A 15,743-nucleotide genomic window follows, 5' to 3' on the forward strand; every position below is an offset into this window, starting at 1 on the left:
GTCCTAGCTGGGTCGAAGGTATGGGGAGGCGCGCATTCCCCAGCGGCCATTGCGGTCAGGAGGCGCAGCCCACTGCCTTCTGGGCCGCGGGGAAGTACACGGTCATGAGACGGGTGAGGGCCTCACGGCGTGCGGGTACGTCGGAGGCCTTGATGGGCGGGTAGATCTCGACGACGAACTGGCTGGGTTTGCCCTCGTAAGTGCACCGTGCGACGGCGACGGCCATGGAGTCGGCAACGCGGGCAGCGTCGCCCACGTCGATCTGTGCGGGATCGCCGGAGCTTGCCAAGCGCTGTCCGATGCCACCGATGACGTCTTCGTCCGCCGTGGTCACGTCGCCTTTCACGGTCAGGACGGTGTTCTTGTCCACGGTCAGTTCGCACCGCGGAGCGTGCGGCCTGGCTGCGTACGTCGACTGCTCCAGCTTGGCGCCAGGCGGAAGCAGCGGTGCGATGAGGGCCGGATCGACGGCCACGCCGCATATGCCGTCCGGCAGTGCGTACTCCCTGCTCTCGCTGCACCCGGTCACGGAGATCAGTGCCGCGGCCCCCGCGGCGGCCGTCATGGCCGTGCGCAGGCGCTTCACTGGGTGCCTGCCAGACCCTTGGCAGCGACGTTCCCCGTCACTGCGGACGTGTTGATCTCCTGCTCCAGCGTGCGCGGCGTGTAGGGGTGCCCGGGGTTCGCCTTGGCCCATTCCTCGGAGAGAGCCCTCAGCTGGTTCTCCCGGTGCGTGAACGTCTTCGCGTTCTGGTCCTGGACTCCCGCGTCGATCCGCGCCTGTTCGTCGAGCTGCCACTGGTAGGCGAGGGCGTCGACACCTCGTTGCGCTATGTCGCCGACCACGGGGATGAAGTTGGCGGCTCCGCCGAAGCCGTGGTAACGCCACTTGGCTTCCCACGTGGGGTCATCCTTGTCGGTCTTGAGGGCCTGGTAGCGGGCCTCTTCGAGGAAGCCGACCGTACGGCCCGCATCTTGCAGCGTCTCGTTGGGGTCACGCGGGTGTTCTGCGTGGATGTCTTTGATCATTTCTCGGTTCATGGCCTCGTTGAGCATGCCGTAGGAGTTCTGGTCGCGGGAGACCTGCTTGCTCACCTCCAGGAGGTGGTGGCGGTCGAGCTGGCGGGGGTCGTCCGGCGTGTCCGACATGGCGCTGGCCGAGTGGTGTACGACATCGCTGTGGGCGGAGAGGACCTTGGCCATGTCGTCGCGCATCTCGGACGGGAACTCGTCGCCGCGCTCGGAGAGGTACTTCAGGGAGCGGTCCAGAACCTGGCGGTGTTCAGGTGTGAGGTCGTCGGGACGCGTTGTCATGTTGTTGGGGTCGACTCCCGTGGCGGCAGAGACCAGGGCGGCGCCCGTGGCATCCCGTGCGGCGTTGCCGTCCTTGGTGTTGAGGGGCGTGTCGTCGAAGGTCTGCCGGTCGCCGAGGACGTACTGGGCGTTGTCGGTGGGCTGCGTCGCGTTGAAGAACTCCGTTGCGGCGTTCGGGCTGGCGGCCAGGGCGGTCATGAAGCCGGTCATGGGGTCGCGGCCGAAGTCCTCGCCGATGAAGTTCATCTTGGGCACCGGTGGCACGCCGACGTTCCAGTAGTTGGCCGGGAGCTTCATCTTCTTCTCGGTGGCGACGAGTGCGTTGCCGTAGTCGTTCAGGAAGCGGTTGTCCCAGTCGCCGCTGCGCATGAGGTTGCTCATCACCTGGTAGCCGTAGACCTGGCTGCCGCGGGTCTGGATGCGCTCCTCGCCCAGCTTGACCATGTCGTTCTCCCAGGTGCGCATGGCCGGGCTGTCGGACTGGGTGGCGCCGGCCAGGGTGAGGGAGAGGTTGCGCTGGAAGTCGCCGAGCTGGTCGTGGCGGGAGCGCTGCAGGGTGCCGCCGTCGGAGGGGTCGGCAAGGTCCGCCCAGAAGTCGAGCAGGCCGCGCGGGCCGATGGTGGTGGCGAGCTTCTCCTGGAAGAGCCGGTCGTCCTTGTACTTGGCCAGGTCGGCATTGAGCTTGTCGAACTCCTCGGGGGACATGTCGTCGCCCTTGGTCTTCAGGAGTTTCGCGATCCGGTCGGCGTCCTTCATGGCGTCCGCGGCGCGGTCGCGGTCGTAGTAGGCGGCGTCGGAGAAGCCGTACGGGGTCTGGCTGACCAGCATGGTCAGCGCCTGGGCAGCCGTCGTGTCGCTCTCGGTGGCGCCCTCGAGGATCCGCTGTACCTCGTCGCGGAGGGCGGTCGCATCGGCCTCGGTGTGCTCGGGCACCGTCGTGCCCTTGGCGGCGCGGTCGGGGTGGATGTTCATCGTGACGGTGAAGCCGCCATTGCCCGCCGGCACCACGGTGAGGTTCTTCTCCAGCCCGCGCCGGACGGCCTCGTTCAGCCTGGCCTTGTAGTCGACGAGCTCACCGTGGGTGTCACGCAGGATGTTCCCGATACTGGTGGCCTCGGTGGCGGCGTCGGCGAACTCCTTGGCGGTCTTGCCGATGAACTCCCGGGTCACGGTCGCGTTCACCCCAGCCCAGTCGGCCTTCGCGGCTTTACCGCCGAGGTCGCCACGGGCATCCGACTCCAGCTCCCACAATTTCGTGGCCATGGCCGTCCAGTCCGCGACGGCGGTTGACAGCTTCGAGAAGTCCGCGAAACGCAGTGCGTCCAGGTCCATCAGTGCTGCGCCCTTTCCTCGAATCCTGTATTGAGCTGCGCGAACTTGAACTGGGTGGCGATCCAGTACTCGCCTTCGGCGTGCGCGTTCTGCGTGTAGTCGAGGTGGTTGGAAATGTGGGCGCAGGCGTCCAGCAGCGTTCCCACCTGGTCGTGCCACTTGTCCGCGAGCGTCGAGAGGGCGGTCCCCAGAGCGAAGTCCTTCTTCAAGGAGCCGGCCGCCTCGTGCGTACTGGCCTTGGCATGGTCCCCATCGGTGCCGAGCCTTTGCCGCAGCTTGAATGCGGCGTTACCTACTGCCGCCAGGTCCTTCTGGGTGACCACCAGATCCCCCTGTGGCCCGGGCCCGCCGCCCCCTCCGGGATCGAGCTGATTGAGCTGCATTGCCGTCTGGTTCGCAGCAGCGGCTGACTTGAGCTCTGCCCATTCGGCATCGAATGACATAGGACCCCCGTGGTGAAAGTGACTTGATCGGTGAGCGAGTTCGGTCCAAGCGAGATCATTGGGCCGGATGAGGCCGGCGGCCTGCGGGGCGTGGCTGGACACCGGTCATCAGAATGTCCAGGCCGCGGCGTGTGGTCACCAGCACGACGCGGTCGTCGTGGCGCAGGACCCGTCCGTGTGGTGGTCGCCAGTTGAAGGCAGGCCGGTCCGTGCGGAATCCGCCGAGCGTGTCCGTCGAGGAGGCCGACCGGCGGCTGGTCGCGGGGCCGACGGCGAGTACGCGCCACTCGTGTTCCTTGAAGGCCTCGTGTATGGAGTGCCCTTCGAGTTCCGGGTGGCCGGCGACGTCCACGACGGTGAAGAGCAGGGATCCGCGCTCCACCGGCATGACCCCCAGCACGTGGCGGCCCATCATCGCGGCGGCGAAGGAGGGCGCGGCCAGCGCCGAGACGCTGCGGCTGCGGGTGAGCGCGTCCGGGTAACCGGCGCGCATGGTGCGGGAGACGGTGGCGGCGAAGTCGTCGCCGTACAGGCGCATCACGGCGCGCACACGGGGGTTGCTCTCGCGTGCGGCCATCACGATGTCGAGGTTCACGCCGTCGTCATGCGTGAGGACGAGGAGCGACTTGCCGGTGCCGATGCGGGCGAGATCGAGGACCCCGGGAGCGGCGGCGTCCTCGAGCAGCAGGTGCACTCCGAGCTCGCGTGCCAGCGCGACCCCTCGGGCCTGCGGGTCCCGCTCGATGACCACGACCTTGTGGTCGGTCGTACACAGCTGCGCCAGGACGCGCGTGCCGATCTTGCCGAGGCCGACCAGGACGATGTGGTCGTGCAGACCCGTATCCGGTACGTGGTTGGCCGATGCCGTGCGGAAGGCCAGGGTGGCGTTCATGGCGGCGGCCACGACGAGAGGTAGTACGGCCAGGCCGACGAAACCCGCGATGAGCTGGAGGACCTGGCGGGCCGTGGACTCTTCGGTTGCCGGGTCGCCCATGGTGAAAATGTCCAGCAGCGGCAGGTACACCGACTTCCACAACGGTCCGTCCTCCACGACGGCCGTCGCCGTGGCCAGTAGCATCACAGCCGCGGCGAGCACCCCGAAGACGGCGGTCACTTCACGGGAGACGAAGATCCTCCAGGGCAGGTGCCCGAGCCGGTCGCTCAGCCAGCCCCGATAGGCCCGCCGCCTGGCGGGGGCCGCCGGCGCGTGGTGGTGGGTCACCTCCTCGAGCATGAGCCGGCCGTGCGTGAACTGCCGGTGGTAGGCGGTCGCGGTGTCGGGCAGCAGCTGGGTGCCGTTGGCACCCGGCGTTTCCGCGCTGTCCTCGCCCAGCGGATCGTCCATGTGCGTACCGGAGAGAACGGCGAGCGTGGCCAGGTCCGTCGCGTGGGGCGGGGTTCCGGCGGGGCGGACCACTCCGCGGAACACCTTGCCCTCGACCTGGAGGGTGGGCCCGTGCCCGACCGCCGCGGCGGCCACCAGTTCGGGGACGGCCGTGTCGGCGTCGGAAAGCACCGTCGTGGATGCGTCGATGAACGCGTCGTCGTACCCGGCGTGAGCGGCTGCTGCCCGGTCGAGGAGCAGTTCGAGATGGCGACCGCGGTCCCGGTTGAACATGCGGATGACCAGGCGCACGGAGGGATTGATGCTGCGGGCGAGAAGGGCAGCGGTCATGTTGATCTGGTCGTCGCCGTAGGTGAGGGCAAGCGCCGCGGCACGCTCGACGCCGGCCTCCCGGAGGGTCTGCTCGTCGGGCCGCGCGGAGATGAGCAGCTCCACGGGGGAGTGCGGATCCCGGTGCAGGGCGACGACCTCGGCGCCGTGCCCCTCGCGGCGCGAAGGCAGGACGACCGTGACGGCCTCGCCGCACACGGCGTCGAGCTCCTGTGCCAGACGGTGCGCGAGGCCGTCGTCACCACAAATAATCACGTGCGCGGAGCGCTGCCCGAGTTCCGCTCGGAGGTGGAGGGTCGAGGACATGCCGGTCAGAACCGCCCTGCCGCATCGGTGGCGACGGGCAGGGACAGGACCATGGTCAGTCCTCCGCCGGGGGTGTCCTCGGGTGTGAGAGTGCCGTCCATGGCCTCGGTGAGTCCCCTGGCCAGGGCGAGGCCGAGGCCGAGTCCGGCGGTGTTGTCGCGGTCGCCGAGGCGCTGGAACGGTTCGAAGGCACGCTCGCGGTCGTCGGCGGCGATCCCGGGGCCCCGGTCGGCGATCCTGATGTCGACCCGCCCGGCCAGGGCGCTGGCTGTCACCAGCACCGGGCGCTCCGCGGGTGCGTGGCGGACCGCGTTGCCGACGAGGTTGGCCAGCACCCGTTCCAGCAACGGTGGGTCGGCCTGAAGCGCCGGTACCGATTCGAGGTTCTGCACATCGACGGCGGGCCCGCCATCGGGCGTCAGGTCCAGCGAGTCCAGCGCGGCCGGCAGGACTTCCTCCAGTGTGGTGGCTCGCAGGTCGAGCGCGAGGGCGCCGGCTTGGAGGCGGCTGAGATCGAGCAGGTTCTCCACCAGGCGGTTGAGCCGGTTCAGGGACACCTCGGCGGACGCCAGGAGTTCCGCGCGGTCCTCGGCAGAGAACTCGATCTCCTGGTTGCGCAGTGAGCTGACCGCGGCCAGCGCCCCTGCCAAGGGGGTCCGCAGGTCGTGGCTGACGGCCCGGAGCAGGGCGGTGCGTAGGCGGTCGGCCGCCTTGATGGGTTCGACCTCGGCGGCGGCCTCGGCCAGCCGGGCCCGCTCGACGGCCGCGCCGACGTGCGCGGCGAAGGCGGCGAGCACGCGGCGTTCGGAGGACGGCAGCGTACGGCCGCGCAGGACGAGGAAGGACTCGGGGCCCGCCGCCACCACGAGGGCGGGGTCCGTCGCGCCGCCCTTGCCGGGGGCTTCGGGAGCCAGCTCGACGGTGTCCATGCCGAAGGTTTCACGCGTACGTTCCAGCAGCGCCGGGATCGTCTGGTCGCCGCGGACGATGCTGCCGGCGAGGGACGACATCGTCTCCGCCTCGGCCGTGGCCCGAGCCGCACGGCGGGAGAGCCGCAAGGACCTGTCCGCCGCGGCGGCCACGGTGGCGGCGACGACGGCGAAGACCACCAACGCCAGCACGCTGTCCGGGTCGCTCATGGTGAACTCGCCTATGGGCGGCATGAACCAGTAGTTGAGGAGCAGTGCGGCGGTCAGCGCCGCGATCAGGGCGGAGGCCACTCCGCCGATGCAGGCCACGCACACGACGGCCACCAGGAAGAGCAGCGCCTCGCTGGTGAGGTTCAGTGTGCCGCGCATGCGGTCGAGGCCGAGGGTGAGCAGCACCGGGAGCACCACGCCGGCCACGGGTCCGGCGATGAGCCGGGAGGTGGGGAGAGTGCGGCGCCGGGACGGGAGCAGCCGGCCGTGGCCCGCCCGCTCGTGCGTGACCATGTGGACGTCGATGTCCTCGGACAGCGCCACGACGGTCTCGCCGATCCCGCGTCCGGTGAGGAAACGTTCCAGCCGACGGCGGCGGCTCGTACCGAGGACGAGCTGGGTGGCGTTCTCCGCCGTCGCGAAGTCCACCAGTGCGGTGGGTACTTCGTCGCCGACGACGGAGTGGTAGGTGCCGCCCAGGTGCTCGACGAGGGCCCGCTGGCCGGCCAGAGCCGCGTGCGAGACCCCGGCGGCGAGCCCGTCGCTGCGCGCGATGTGCACGGCGAGCAGTTCACCGCCGGCGGACCGGCCGGCGATGCGTGCCGCGCGACGGATGAGGGTCTCGCCCTCGGGGCCGCCGGTGAGGGCGACCACGACGCGTTCGCGGGTCTCCCAGACGTCCCCGATGCCGTGCTCGGTACGGTACTTGTGGAGGGCCTCGTCCACCCTCCCGGCCAGCCACAGCAGGGCCAGCTCCCGCAGCGCGATGAGATTGCCGGGGCGGAAGTAGTTGGCGAGCGAGGCGTCGATCCGCTCCGGGGGATAGATGTTGCCGTGTGCCATGCGGCGCCGAAGTCCCTCGGGGGGTATGTCGACCAGCTCGACCTCATGGGCGCGGCGCACGAACTCGTCGGGCACCGTCTCGCGCTGCGGGACTCCGGTTATCTTCTCGACGACGTCGCTCAGCGACTCAAGGTGCTGGATGTTGAGCGTGGTGACGACATCGATCCCGGCGGAGAGGATGTCCTCGACGTCCTGCCACCGCTTCGGGTGCCGGCCGCCCCCAGGGACATTGGTATGGGCGAGTTCGTCGATCAGCACCACCTGCGGCCGCCTCGCCAGCAGCGCTTCCCGGTCCAGCTCCGTGTACCGGCCGCCACGGTATTCCTGTTCGGCCGGAGTGAGGATCTCCAGGCCGTCGAGCTTCTCCTCGGTGTGCCGGCGCCGGTGGCACTCCACGAAACCGGCCACCACATCCGCGCCGCGGGCGGCCCGGCGGTGTGCCTCGTCGAGCATCCGGTACGTCTTGCCGACGCCGGGGGCCGCACCCAGAAAGACCTTGAGCCTCCCCGGCCGTACGGCAGGGTGTCCCGCGTCGGCCACCGGGCCCGCCTCGTGCGTGGTCGTCATGCTCAGAACTTCTCGGGGAAGAACAAGGCCAGGACCAGGTACCCGACCAGGCTGACCGCGACGATGATGCCTACGACAGTTTCCGTGCTCACCCGTACCCGACTCCTCCGCACGTCCTCAACTTCACCAGCGAACAGCAACGACGCCGCGAAGGAAACGGCCCTGACGCACTCCTGACGCGAGTCGACTGGGACTTTGACGGTGTATTGACGGCCGTTGCATCGATAGGGTGAAGGCGGTGTGCCGGGAAGCCTGGTCGGCGTCGCGTGACCGCATGGTCCGCGTCGACTCGGGTGGGGGCGGAATGCGCAGCGTCGGTACGGTCTTGTTCCTCGTGGTGCTGGCCACGGTCGTGGCCACGGGAGCCCGCCGCTGGCGAATCCCCGCGCCCTCACTGCTCGTTGTCGCGGGCCTCGTCGTCGCGCTGGTACCGGGCACTCCGGAGATCCGGGTCAGTCCGGAGGCCATCGGCCTCATCGTCCTGCCGCCTCTGCTGTACGCCAGCGCCGAGGAACTGTCCTGGCGCGAGCTGCGGCTGGTATGGAAGCCGGTCGGCGTGCTCGCGGTCGGTTTGGTCTTGGCCTCGGCGGCCGCGGTGGGTCTGGTCGCGTCGCTGCTGACCCCGCTGACCTGGCAGATGGCGCTGGTCCTGGGGGCCGTCCTCGCGAGTACGGACCCGGTGGCGGTCACCGCGCTCGGCCGGCGCCTCGCCCTGCCTCCCCGCGTCCAAGTCCTCGTACAGGCCGAGAGCCTCTTCAACGACGCCACTTCGCTCGTCCTCTTCCGGGTCGCGGTCGTCGTCGCCGCGGCCTCCGCCGGGGTGTCGTGGCAGGCGGCAGGCACCGAGTTCGCGCTGCTCGCTGGTGGCGGCATCCTCATCGGAGGTGCAGTCGCCGGGGTCGTTGCGCTGATGCGCCGCAGGACCGAGGATCCCGTGCTGGAGACCGTCATCGCCTTGGTGACCCCGTACGCCGCCTATGTACTGGCCGAGGCGGTGCACGCGTCAGGTGTGACCTCCGTCGTCGTGGCGGGGGTCGTGCTCGGAGGCCGGGCGGACCGGTTCACCAACGCCCGCATACGGATCCAGCTGCACGCCGTCAACGGCACCGTGGTCTTCCTGCTGGAGAGCGTCGTCTTCAGCCTGATCGGCCTCACCCTGCCCGGCCAGGTCGCCGCGCTGACCGCTGCCGACGGGCTCTGGCCGCTGTATGCGCTGGCGGTCGCCGCGACCTTGATCACCGTTCGCCTGCTGTGGGTCCTGCCCCTCTCGGCCGTCGTCCAGCGGAACGCGGGCGTACGTCCCTCCTGGCGCGTCCCGGCCGTGCTGACCTGGGCGGGCACGCGTGGCGTCGTCCCACTGGCCGCGGCCCTCTCCATCCCGGTCGCGGAGGGCGACGGCAGCCTCCTGGGCCAGCGCCCGCTCGTGCTCGTCCTGACCACGTCGGTCGTGGTGGTCACCCTCGTCGCCCAGGGCTTCACCCTGGCAGACGTGGTCCGTCGCTCCGGAATCGCCCTCGAACCGGATCACACCGAACGCGAGGAGGCCTCCGCCCGGTGCGCCCTTGCCGCAGCCGGCATCCGTCGGCTGGACGAGGTGTCCGACCTCGAAGCGGTACCGGACGTCGTGGCAGACCGGCTCCGGCGCAGCCTCCAGGCCCGGCTCGAACACGCCCGCGACCGCCTGGAGGAAGCCGACCTGGCTGAATCCGCAGACCAGGTCTACCGGCTGCTGCGCCGTGACCTGATCCGGGTGGAGGCCGTGGAACTCCAGCATCTCTACGACGAACACCACATCAGCGACACCACCCGCCGACGCCTTCAGCGCTCCCTGGACCTGGAGGAGGCGCGGCTGGACCTGGCGAGATGATGATCAGCCGGCTCCGTCCACTTCCCAGGCTTCAGGACCTCGTTGCGGATGCCTCGCCGACGGCCGATCTGTGCTCTGGTCCAGCCGGCGAGTCCCGCCGACAGCGGGGCGTGTCGGCATGGGGCCGGGGTTTGCCGCGGTGGCAGCCGTTTCACACGAGTCACGATTGCGTGGAATTACGGTCTGCTCGGCGCAGCTCTCCGGCTGCCAGGACGACACATGCAGCACCGACGAAGAGCAAGGCAGGGATGGCGAACATGCTGCGCTGATCGCTCTCCAGGACAGCCTGGTACTGACTCTGGGAGATCTCGACCGTGCCGCGCGCGTGCGGCGTGGTGTCGTAGGCGAAGTACTGACCGTCCTTCACTTCGGCAGCCTGCAAGTTCCCCTCCCCGGCCGCGCCGATGACGGTGATCCCAATACCCGAAATCGCCAATGCCGCAAGTCCCATCTGGGCCCTGCGAGGAAGGCACCTGAACGCCAGCCATACCGAGTGCCGGTCCGCGCGGGTCAGGAGCATACGCACCAGGGCAGATATGAAGATCGGGAAGAGCAGCACGGCAATCGCCGCCATCGGCCACCCCGATACGGTCAGGGGCAAGGTCCCGGGCAGCCAGGTGAGTGCGGCCAGCACCAACAGCGCGGCGCCCAGCGCGGCCGCGACACCACCATGAGATTTGAATGTCCAATCCACGCCCCGCAGCCTGACACAGGTGTCCGTCCAAGCCGTTGCCAATTCCGGCACGAGCAGGTGTCGGGTGCCATCAGACGTGCCATCGCTGAGGGCGAGTGCGGTCCGGCTGACCGACTGCCCTCCGCGCGACCTCTCCCAAGCGCTGGGGGTGAACGTCGACTCACTGGGGCGCCCGCTCCGACGGACCGGACGGCTCGATGCCCCTGTGGGCAGCCGCGGTCTTCCCGGCCTTGATCTGGGTGGTCCTCGTGCTGTCGATCGTCGGGCTTGTGTGGTGGCGTGACGGGGCGACCTGAGGCCCGGCGATGCGGGGCCGGCCCGTAGCCGCTTTGCTGTCTGGCGGTGTCCTCCTCGCCGGTGCGCAGGCATCCATCGGCCGGGTGAACCTATGGAGGTACTGGCCGAGCGGTATGGGGACGACGCTGATGCTCCGCAGCGGCGAGTGCCTGGTGATCCACGTCCGGCGGGGCGGCGAGTTCGCGGTGAGCGTGGACGACGCCGAGCGCGGCGCTGTCCTGCTGAATGCCCTGAGTGCGCAGCGCCCCCACTGAGCCGTCAGTGACGCCTGGCTCACGCGGGGGCCGGGGTCGTCCGGACCTCGCGTGCCAGGGCCTGGCCGGTGACGTGGTGGACGTATTCACGGGTCAGCCGGAAGCCGGCCGTCCAGGCCAGCAGTCGGCTGGGCCGGTTGTCGCGCGAGCAGCACCAGCTCGCGGTGTGTCCCCGTGCCTGGATGTCGGCCGTCAGGCCGGCGACGCAGGCCAGTGCGGTGGGGGCCCCTCCCAGCGGTAGCTGGGGGAGCTCACGGCGGCGATCGGGCACGGTGACGACCGCGATGTCCTCGTAGGCGCTGCCGAGGAAGTAGGTGCAGGCGACGGAGAGGACCCGACCCCTGGCGAACGCGGCCCAGCCGTGGCCGGAGGCGGCGAGCCCGCCGGGTCCGCCCCAACTGGCATGAATCCAGCCGTTCTCGGAGTCCATCGCGGCCAGTGCCGGAACGTCTTGGGGAGTCAGCCGCCGCACCGTTACGCCACGCGGGGTGCGGGGGAGGGACACCGGTGCCTGAGGCTGGTGGACGTACAGCATCCGTTCCCAGGGGACGACGCGTTCGAATGCCGAGCCGAGCGACGGCCAGAAGCGGGCGGGTGTCTCTACGTACCGGCCGGCGAACCGGGCCAGGGCGTCCTGGGTGAGCACGCTCGGATCGCCGCGCAGCAGTACGTGGTCCGCGCAGCTGACGGCGAGGACGCGAGGCAGGTGGGGGCGGTCGGCCCACCAGAGGCCGACGCCCGTGGTCAGTACGTGCTCGGCGAGTGTCCCGGGACCGGGTGAGCCGGTGGGGAACCAACGGCTCAGGGCGGGGAGCTGCTGCGGGGAGATCTCGATCACGAATGTCTCCAGGTGGTGCTGCAACGGGTTCTCGGGCAGGGGGAGCGGGCGGCACACGGCAAGAGGCCGCGCAGCTCCGGGCCGTGGCTCGCCTTCAGGCGTTGTGGCCGACGGGCGCAGGCACCGGCAGGTTGGTGAGGAGGTGCGTGCGAGGTCCCGTGCCTGCCCGGGGCGGGGGCAGGCACGGGACGGAAGCGGCCGCCCGCCCTACGGGTGACTGTTGGCGGCCGCGGATTGCGAGCGGTGCGTCAGCGCACCGGCCGGTGAGCAGCGCGCGAGGCCGGGCGCACCGTATGCGGTGGCCGGTCGTCATGGAGCAGACCGCTGTTCACGTCGTTCATCCAACTGCTTGGTGAGACAGGGATCAAGGAGGTCGCCCAGTCCTTGACACAGCTCTGATACCGGCATGACCGGCCCCCGCCACGACGGGTGTTACCGATCACGGGCCGCACAACCCGCTCCGCCGCCCGCGGCTCACCCGCGGGGCAGTGTCACCTTCTCCTGGCCGCAGCCGATACGGCTGGACTCCGCCTCGACGTAGGCGGGCAGCAGGTCGTGGGCGAACGTGAAGTCCTGCTCCCCGAACCTGTCCTTCTGCTCCACCATGAAGATCACGTCCCCGCTCTGGCACCGCGCCCGGTACACGGCCCGGCTCACGTTGAACGCCCCGTACCCGTTGGTGCCCTTGAAGGACGAGCCGCCCTTGAGGAGATCCTGGGAGAAGACGGCGGTCAGCGCCGGGTCCACGACGGTCGTCATCCGAACTGCGGCCCTGGGGTAGCTGCCGGCGGCCTCGCAGACCCGGGCGGCGCCGCCGTCGCCGCTGACCCGGGTACGTGACAGGCTCTCGCGGTAGGCAGCGGGGAGGGCGAGGCCCTTGATCCCGCAGAAGGCGTCCGGCTGTGTGTCCCGCCACGCGACGACGTCCTTCGGCAGGTCTGGTGACCGGTAGACCCCGGAGCAGCCGAGCTCGCGTATGACGCCGTTGGCCGCATCCACCGCAGCGTGCGCCAGAGCGGCGCGGTCCTCCCTCTCGTACTCCGAAGAGATGTCAAGACCCGCAGGCCCCATGCCGACGTCGACCACGACCGGGCCCTCGAACTGGGCGGGCCTGCCGGTGCAGGACTGGGGAAGAGCCACCCAGGCGCGGGAGGAGGACGCCATGCCCGGCAGGCCTTCCCCGAGTGCCACCATGCCGGCCGCGAGGAACTCCTCGGGCCACTGCCGCCCGTCGCTTCCGTAGAGACCGTCCAGCTTGTGCACCCGTACGGTCAGCTGCCTTCTGGCCCTGTCGTCCTTGTAACTGGTGATGCGGCACTGGCCGTAGGACAGTCCGAGGCCGTGGGGGTCGGACTGCAGCACCTGCTCCTCGACCTCGGTCCTGCGGTCGCCGAAAAGGGAGGACACGGTCGAGTCGCTGAGGGAATCCCAGCAGGGGGCAGGGCCGAGCAGCGGCAGAGTGTCCGTACGCCAGGCGACGGCGCCGGCACCGAGAAGGCCGCCGACCAGGACGCCCGCGGCGGTGCCCCGGACGGTACGGTTCCGCAGCAGCCGACGCACCAACGAGGGGCGCGCGGGAGAGGGAACCAGGTCCTGCTCCTTGTCCGGCTGCCGGTCCGGGGTCGTTTCGCTGTCCACTGCTGGTGTCACGCTCTTTCCGTTGTCCGCCACGCTGCCGTTGTTGTCTGCGGTCACCGGTTCTCCCCTGCCTGGCACCCGATGCGCTTGCTCACGGACGCGGTGAAGTTCGCGAACACCTGCTGGTCGTCCGGGCGGCTCCGGCCCTTGAGGCCGGGCTCGACGTTCCCGTAGAACACGGTCCTCCGACCGCCACAGGTGGCCCGCACCAGTCCCTGACCGTTGCCCTCGGGAAGCCCGTCGAACAGTGCGACCATGCGGGGCTCGGACGCCATCACGAACTGCGCCGCTGGCTCATCGGGCACCCCCCGGGAGCGCCACACCACCGAACAGGTCTGTAGCCGCTCACCGACCACGCCCACCTGCTGCTGATAGGTGGAGTCCTTGCCGAACTCGAAAGTCACGCCCGGAATCCGGCACAGGGGACTGGAGGCCCTCTCGTCCTTCTCCGCGGTGACCACCATCGGCGAGGACAGGCGCAGCGGCTTTGCGGGCTTGCAGCCCGCCTTCGACGCAGCGGTGCCGGCCGCGTCCAGCAGCATCCGGGCGACGTCCATCCGGTTTCCGATGGTGAAGGGCATGGCCTTCTTCCCCAGGTGGCCGTCGCCCCAGCTCTCGCTCCGGATCGTGACCGCGGACGGTCTGCTGTCCACATCACAGGCCTCGGGCAGCACCAGCATGGCCCGATCGCCGCCGACCAGCCCGTTCAGTCCGTCGGGCAACGGCGATGCCGAACCGTCGAAGAAGTGGGCTATCCACGCACGGCGCTCCTCGGCCGAGGCCGGGACGGGGCCGTACGCGAGGGTGACGCGCTCATCGAAGGTGAGCGGCTCGGTGGAGTCGTCATCGGGCATCGACGAGGCGACGGTGACTGTGCACGTGGCGGTCGGCCTGGTGGACGAGGGCGGCGCCGACTCGGTGGCCCGGCGCGCGGAGCCGGACTTGCCGAGCGCCTCATCACCGAGGAAGGACGGACCGCTGTCCTCCTGCCACGCTCCCCAGCAGTAGCTCGCGCGGAACGGCCAGCTGCCCGTCGCGCTCAATCCGTACAACCCCGCGCCCGAGGCAAGAACCGCCCCACCTGCAACAAGGGCCAGGAACCTCCCCCGTTGCCTGCCGCCGATGCCCATGACATTCCCCCTCGTGAACCACATAGATCACAGCAAACGCACCGATGCTACGTCCGATGTCGGTGATGTTTACGACTCATTTACGGCACCCCCATGCCCGCCATCAGCAGCGCGTCAGGAAGTGCGGGTTTGCCGTAAGAAGGGCGTCAACGTAGTGCGTTGACACACGGCGGTGATCGCAGACTGAGTGGCAGGGGGAAGCGGACGACCGTCCGTGATGCGAGGTTGGAGGGCGCGTGACGATCAGCGCCGAGGCCACGCCCAGTCCGGACCGCGGGGGGTCGGGCTGGAGCCGGGACGCATCACGGACGGGCCGTCCCGTGCACTGCCGCGCGCGCCTCGCCGTAAGGATGCCGTCAAAGTCGCGCCCACGGCCGTATGGACGTCGTCAACGCCTGCCGAGGCGGCCGAAAACCGCTGTTCCCTCCGGTTATCCGTACTCACTGGACGTACAACAGGAAGGCGGCACGACGATGCCCCGGGTGCTGGTGGTGGATGACGAACCGCAGCTTGCGCGGTTGCTGGTGATCAATCTGAAGGCGCGGAAGTACGACGTGGACTGCGCGCAGGACGGGGGTACGGCCCTGGCGGCCGTGGCGGCCTGCCGCCCGGACGTGGTCCTGCTGGACCTCGGACTGCCCGACATGGACGGGATCGAGGTGATCAAGCAGCTGCGCGGATGGTCGCAGGTGCCCGTCCTGGTGGTTTCCGCCCGCCACGGCTCCGAGGAGAAGATCCAGGCCCTGGACGCGGGCGCCGACGACTACATCACCAAGCCCTTCAGCATGGACGAACTGCTGGCCCGGCTGGGAGCCGTCATTCGCCGCACACCGACACAGGAGTCGGCCGCCGCGAACGAAGCGGTCGTCGAGACCGAGGAGTTCACCGTAGACCTGCTCGCGAAGAAGGCCAGGCGCAGAGGGAAGAGCATCCGGCTCACGCCGACGGAATGGCATCTGCTGGAGGTCTTGATCCGCAACCGGGGCCGGCTCGTCAGCCAGCGGCGTCTGCTCCAGGAGGTGTGGGGTTCGTCCTACGGAACGCAGACCAACTACCTGCGGGTGTACATGGCTCACCTCAGGCGGAAGCTGGAAGCGGACCCGTCACACCCGCGCCATCTGATCACCGCCCCCGGCATGGGGTACCGCTTCGAGGCGTGAGTGCTGCGGAGCCGACGGATCGGGCACGCCGTCAAGGCCCCGTCAATTCTGCGTCTCCCCGCGTATGAAGACCATCAACGTGCCTGGTGGGTCGAACTGTTGAGCCAGATGCTGGCGTGCACGCAGGGCCGTACGAACGGCCCGGGTGTGAGCTGGAGCGCGAGTGACGATCACCGCCGGTACCGAACAGACCCAGGGAGCGGGGGCTCCAGAGACTGTCACGCAGAGCCCCGCACCGGACGCCCG

General features: G+C 69.6%; 13 protein-coding genes and 1 pseudogene. 4 read left to right on the plus strand and 10 right to left on the minus strand.

What is annotated here, in order from left to right:
• Positions 1-55: 55 nt before the first annotated feature.
• The 6 genes from OG386_RS45130 to kdpF are packed head-to-tail and all read right to left on the minus strand — an operon-like array spanning position 56 to position 7,711.
• Positions 56-586: a hypothetical protein gene (locus tag OG386_RS45130; protein WP_328793038.1), complete on the minus strand. Its 531-nt coding sequence runs from the start codon at positions 584-586 to the stop codon at positions 56-58.
• On the minus strand, positions 583-2,646 hold the full coding sequence (locus OG386_RS45135; RefSeq protein ID WP_328793039.1) for a hypothetical protein: 2,064 nt from the start codon (positions 2,644-2,646) through the stop codon (positions 583-585). Before OG386_RS45135 ends, OG386_RS45130 begins: the two co-directional genes overlap by 4 nt.
• A complete protein-coding gene (locus OG386_RS45140) occupies positions 2,646-3,089 on the minus strand; it encodes a hypothetical protein (RefSeq protein WP_328793040.1) in 444 nt (147 codons plus the stop codon). The genes OG386_RS45135 and OG386_RS45140 overlap by 1 nt, the downstream gene beginning before the upstream one ends.
• A gap of 55 nt (positions 3,090-3,144) precedes the next feature.
• Entirely contained in the window at positions 3,145-5,070 is a 1,926-nt protein-coding gene (locus tag OG386_RS45145; RefSeq protein ID WP_328793041.1) for an NAD-binding protein, read from the minus strand.
• 5 nt (positions 5,071-5,075) lie between these two features.
• Entirely contained in the window at positions 5,076-7,619 is a 2,544-nt protein-coding gene (locus OG386_RS45150) for a sensor histidine kinase (protein WP_328793042.1), read from the minus strand.
• A gap of 2 nt (positions 7,620-7,621) precedes the next feature.
• Positions 7,622-7,711, minus strand: a complete 90-nt coding sequence (kdpF, locus tag OG386_RS45155; protein ID WP_107093322.1) for a K(+)-transporting ATPase subunit F — start codon at positions 7,709-7,711, stop codon at positions 7,622-7,624.
• A 212-nt stretch (positions 7,712-7,923) separates the two neighbouring features.
• On the opposite strand from kdpF, the gene OG386_RS45160 reads away from it, so the two are divergent.
• Positions 7,924-9,486 carry a Na+/H+ antiporter gene (locus OG386_RS45160; protein ID WP_405790544.1) on the plus strand — a complete coding sequence of 521 codons (1,563 nt, stop codon included), beginning with the start codon at positions 7,924-7,926 and terminating at the stop codon, positions 9,484-9,486.
• Positions 9,487-9,646: 160 nt separating this feature from the next.
• Here OG386_RS45160 and OG386_RS45165 read toward each other — a convergent pair whose 3' ends face one another.
• Positions 9,647-10,180 (minus strand): hypothetical protein, encoded by a 534-nt coding sequence (locus OG386_RS45165; RefSeq protein WP_328793044.1) that lies wholly within the window; start codon positions 10,178-10,180, stop codon positions 9,647-9,649.
• Between OG386_RS45165 and OG386_RS45170 the strand changes: the two are divergent.
• Positions 10,175-10,361, plus strand: a pseudogene (locus OG386_RS45170) (GntR family transcriptional regulator); the annotation flags it as partial. The gene OG386_RS45165 and the pseudogene OG386_RS45170 overlap by 6 nt on opposite strands.
• A gap of 229 nt (positions 10,362-10,590) precedes the next feature.
• Complete coding sequence (locus tag OG386_RS45175) at positions 10,591-10,731, plus strand: hypothetical protein (RefSeq protein ID WP_328793045.1); 141 nt, start codon at positions 10,591-10,593, stop codon at positions 10,729-10,731.
• A 19-nt stretch (positions 10,732-10,750) separates the two neighbouring features.
• Here the strand turns inward: OG386_RS45175 and OG386_RS45180 are convergent, their stop codons facing one another.
• From OG386_RS45180 to OG386_RS45190, 3 genes are all read right to left on the minus strand, one after another.
• Positions 10,751-11,569: a GNAT family N-acetyltransferase gene (locus tag OG386_RS45180; protein ID WP_328793046.1), complete on the minus strand. Its 819-nt coding sequence runs from the start codon at positions 11,567-11,569 to the stop codon at positions 10,751-10,753.
• A 474-nt stretch (positions 11,570-12,043) separates the two neighbouring features.
• Entirely contained in the window at positions 12,044-13,264 is a 1,221-nt protein-coding gene (locus tag OG386_RS45185) for a hypothetical protein (protein ID WP_328793047.1), read from the minus strand.
• Positions 13,261-14,250, minus strand: coding sequence for a hypothetical protein (locus OG386_RS45190; protein ID WP_328793048.1), 990 nt, complete (start codon positions 14,248-14,250; stop codon positions 13,261-13,263). Before OG386_RS45190 ends, OG386_RS45185 begins: the two co-directional genes overlap by 4 nt.
• Positions 14,251-14,810: 560 nt before the next feature.
• Here OG386_RS45190 and OG386_RS45195 point away from each other — a divergent pair.
• Entirely contained in the window at positions 14,811-15,497 is a 687-nt protein-coding gene (locus tag OG386_RS45195; protein WP_266674626.1) for a response regulator transcription factor, read from the plus strand.
• Positions 15,498-15,743 lie beyond the last annotated feature (246 nt).

The organism is Streptomyces sp. NBC_00273 (assembly GCF_036178145.1).
Taxonomy (GTDB): Bacteria; Actinomycetota; Actinomycetes; order Streptomycetales; family Streptomycetaceae; genus Streptomyces.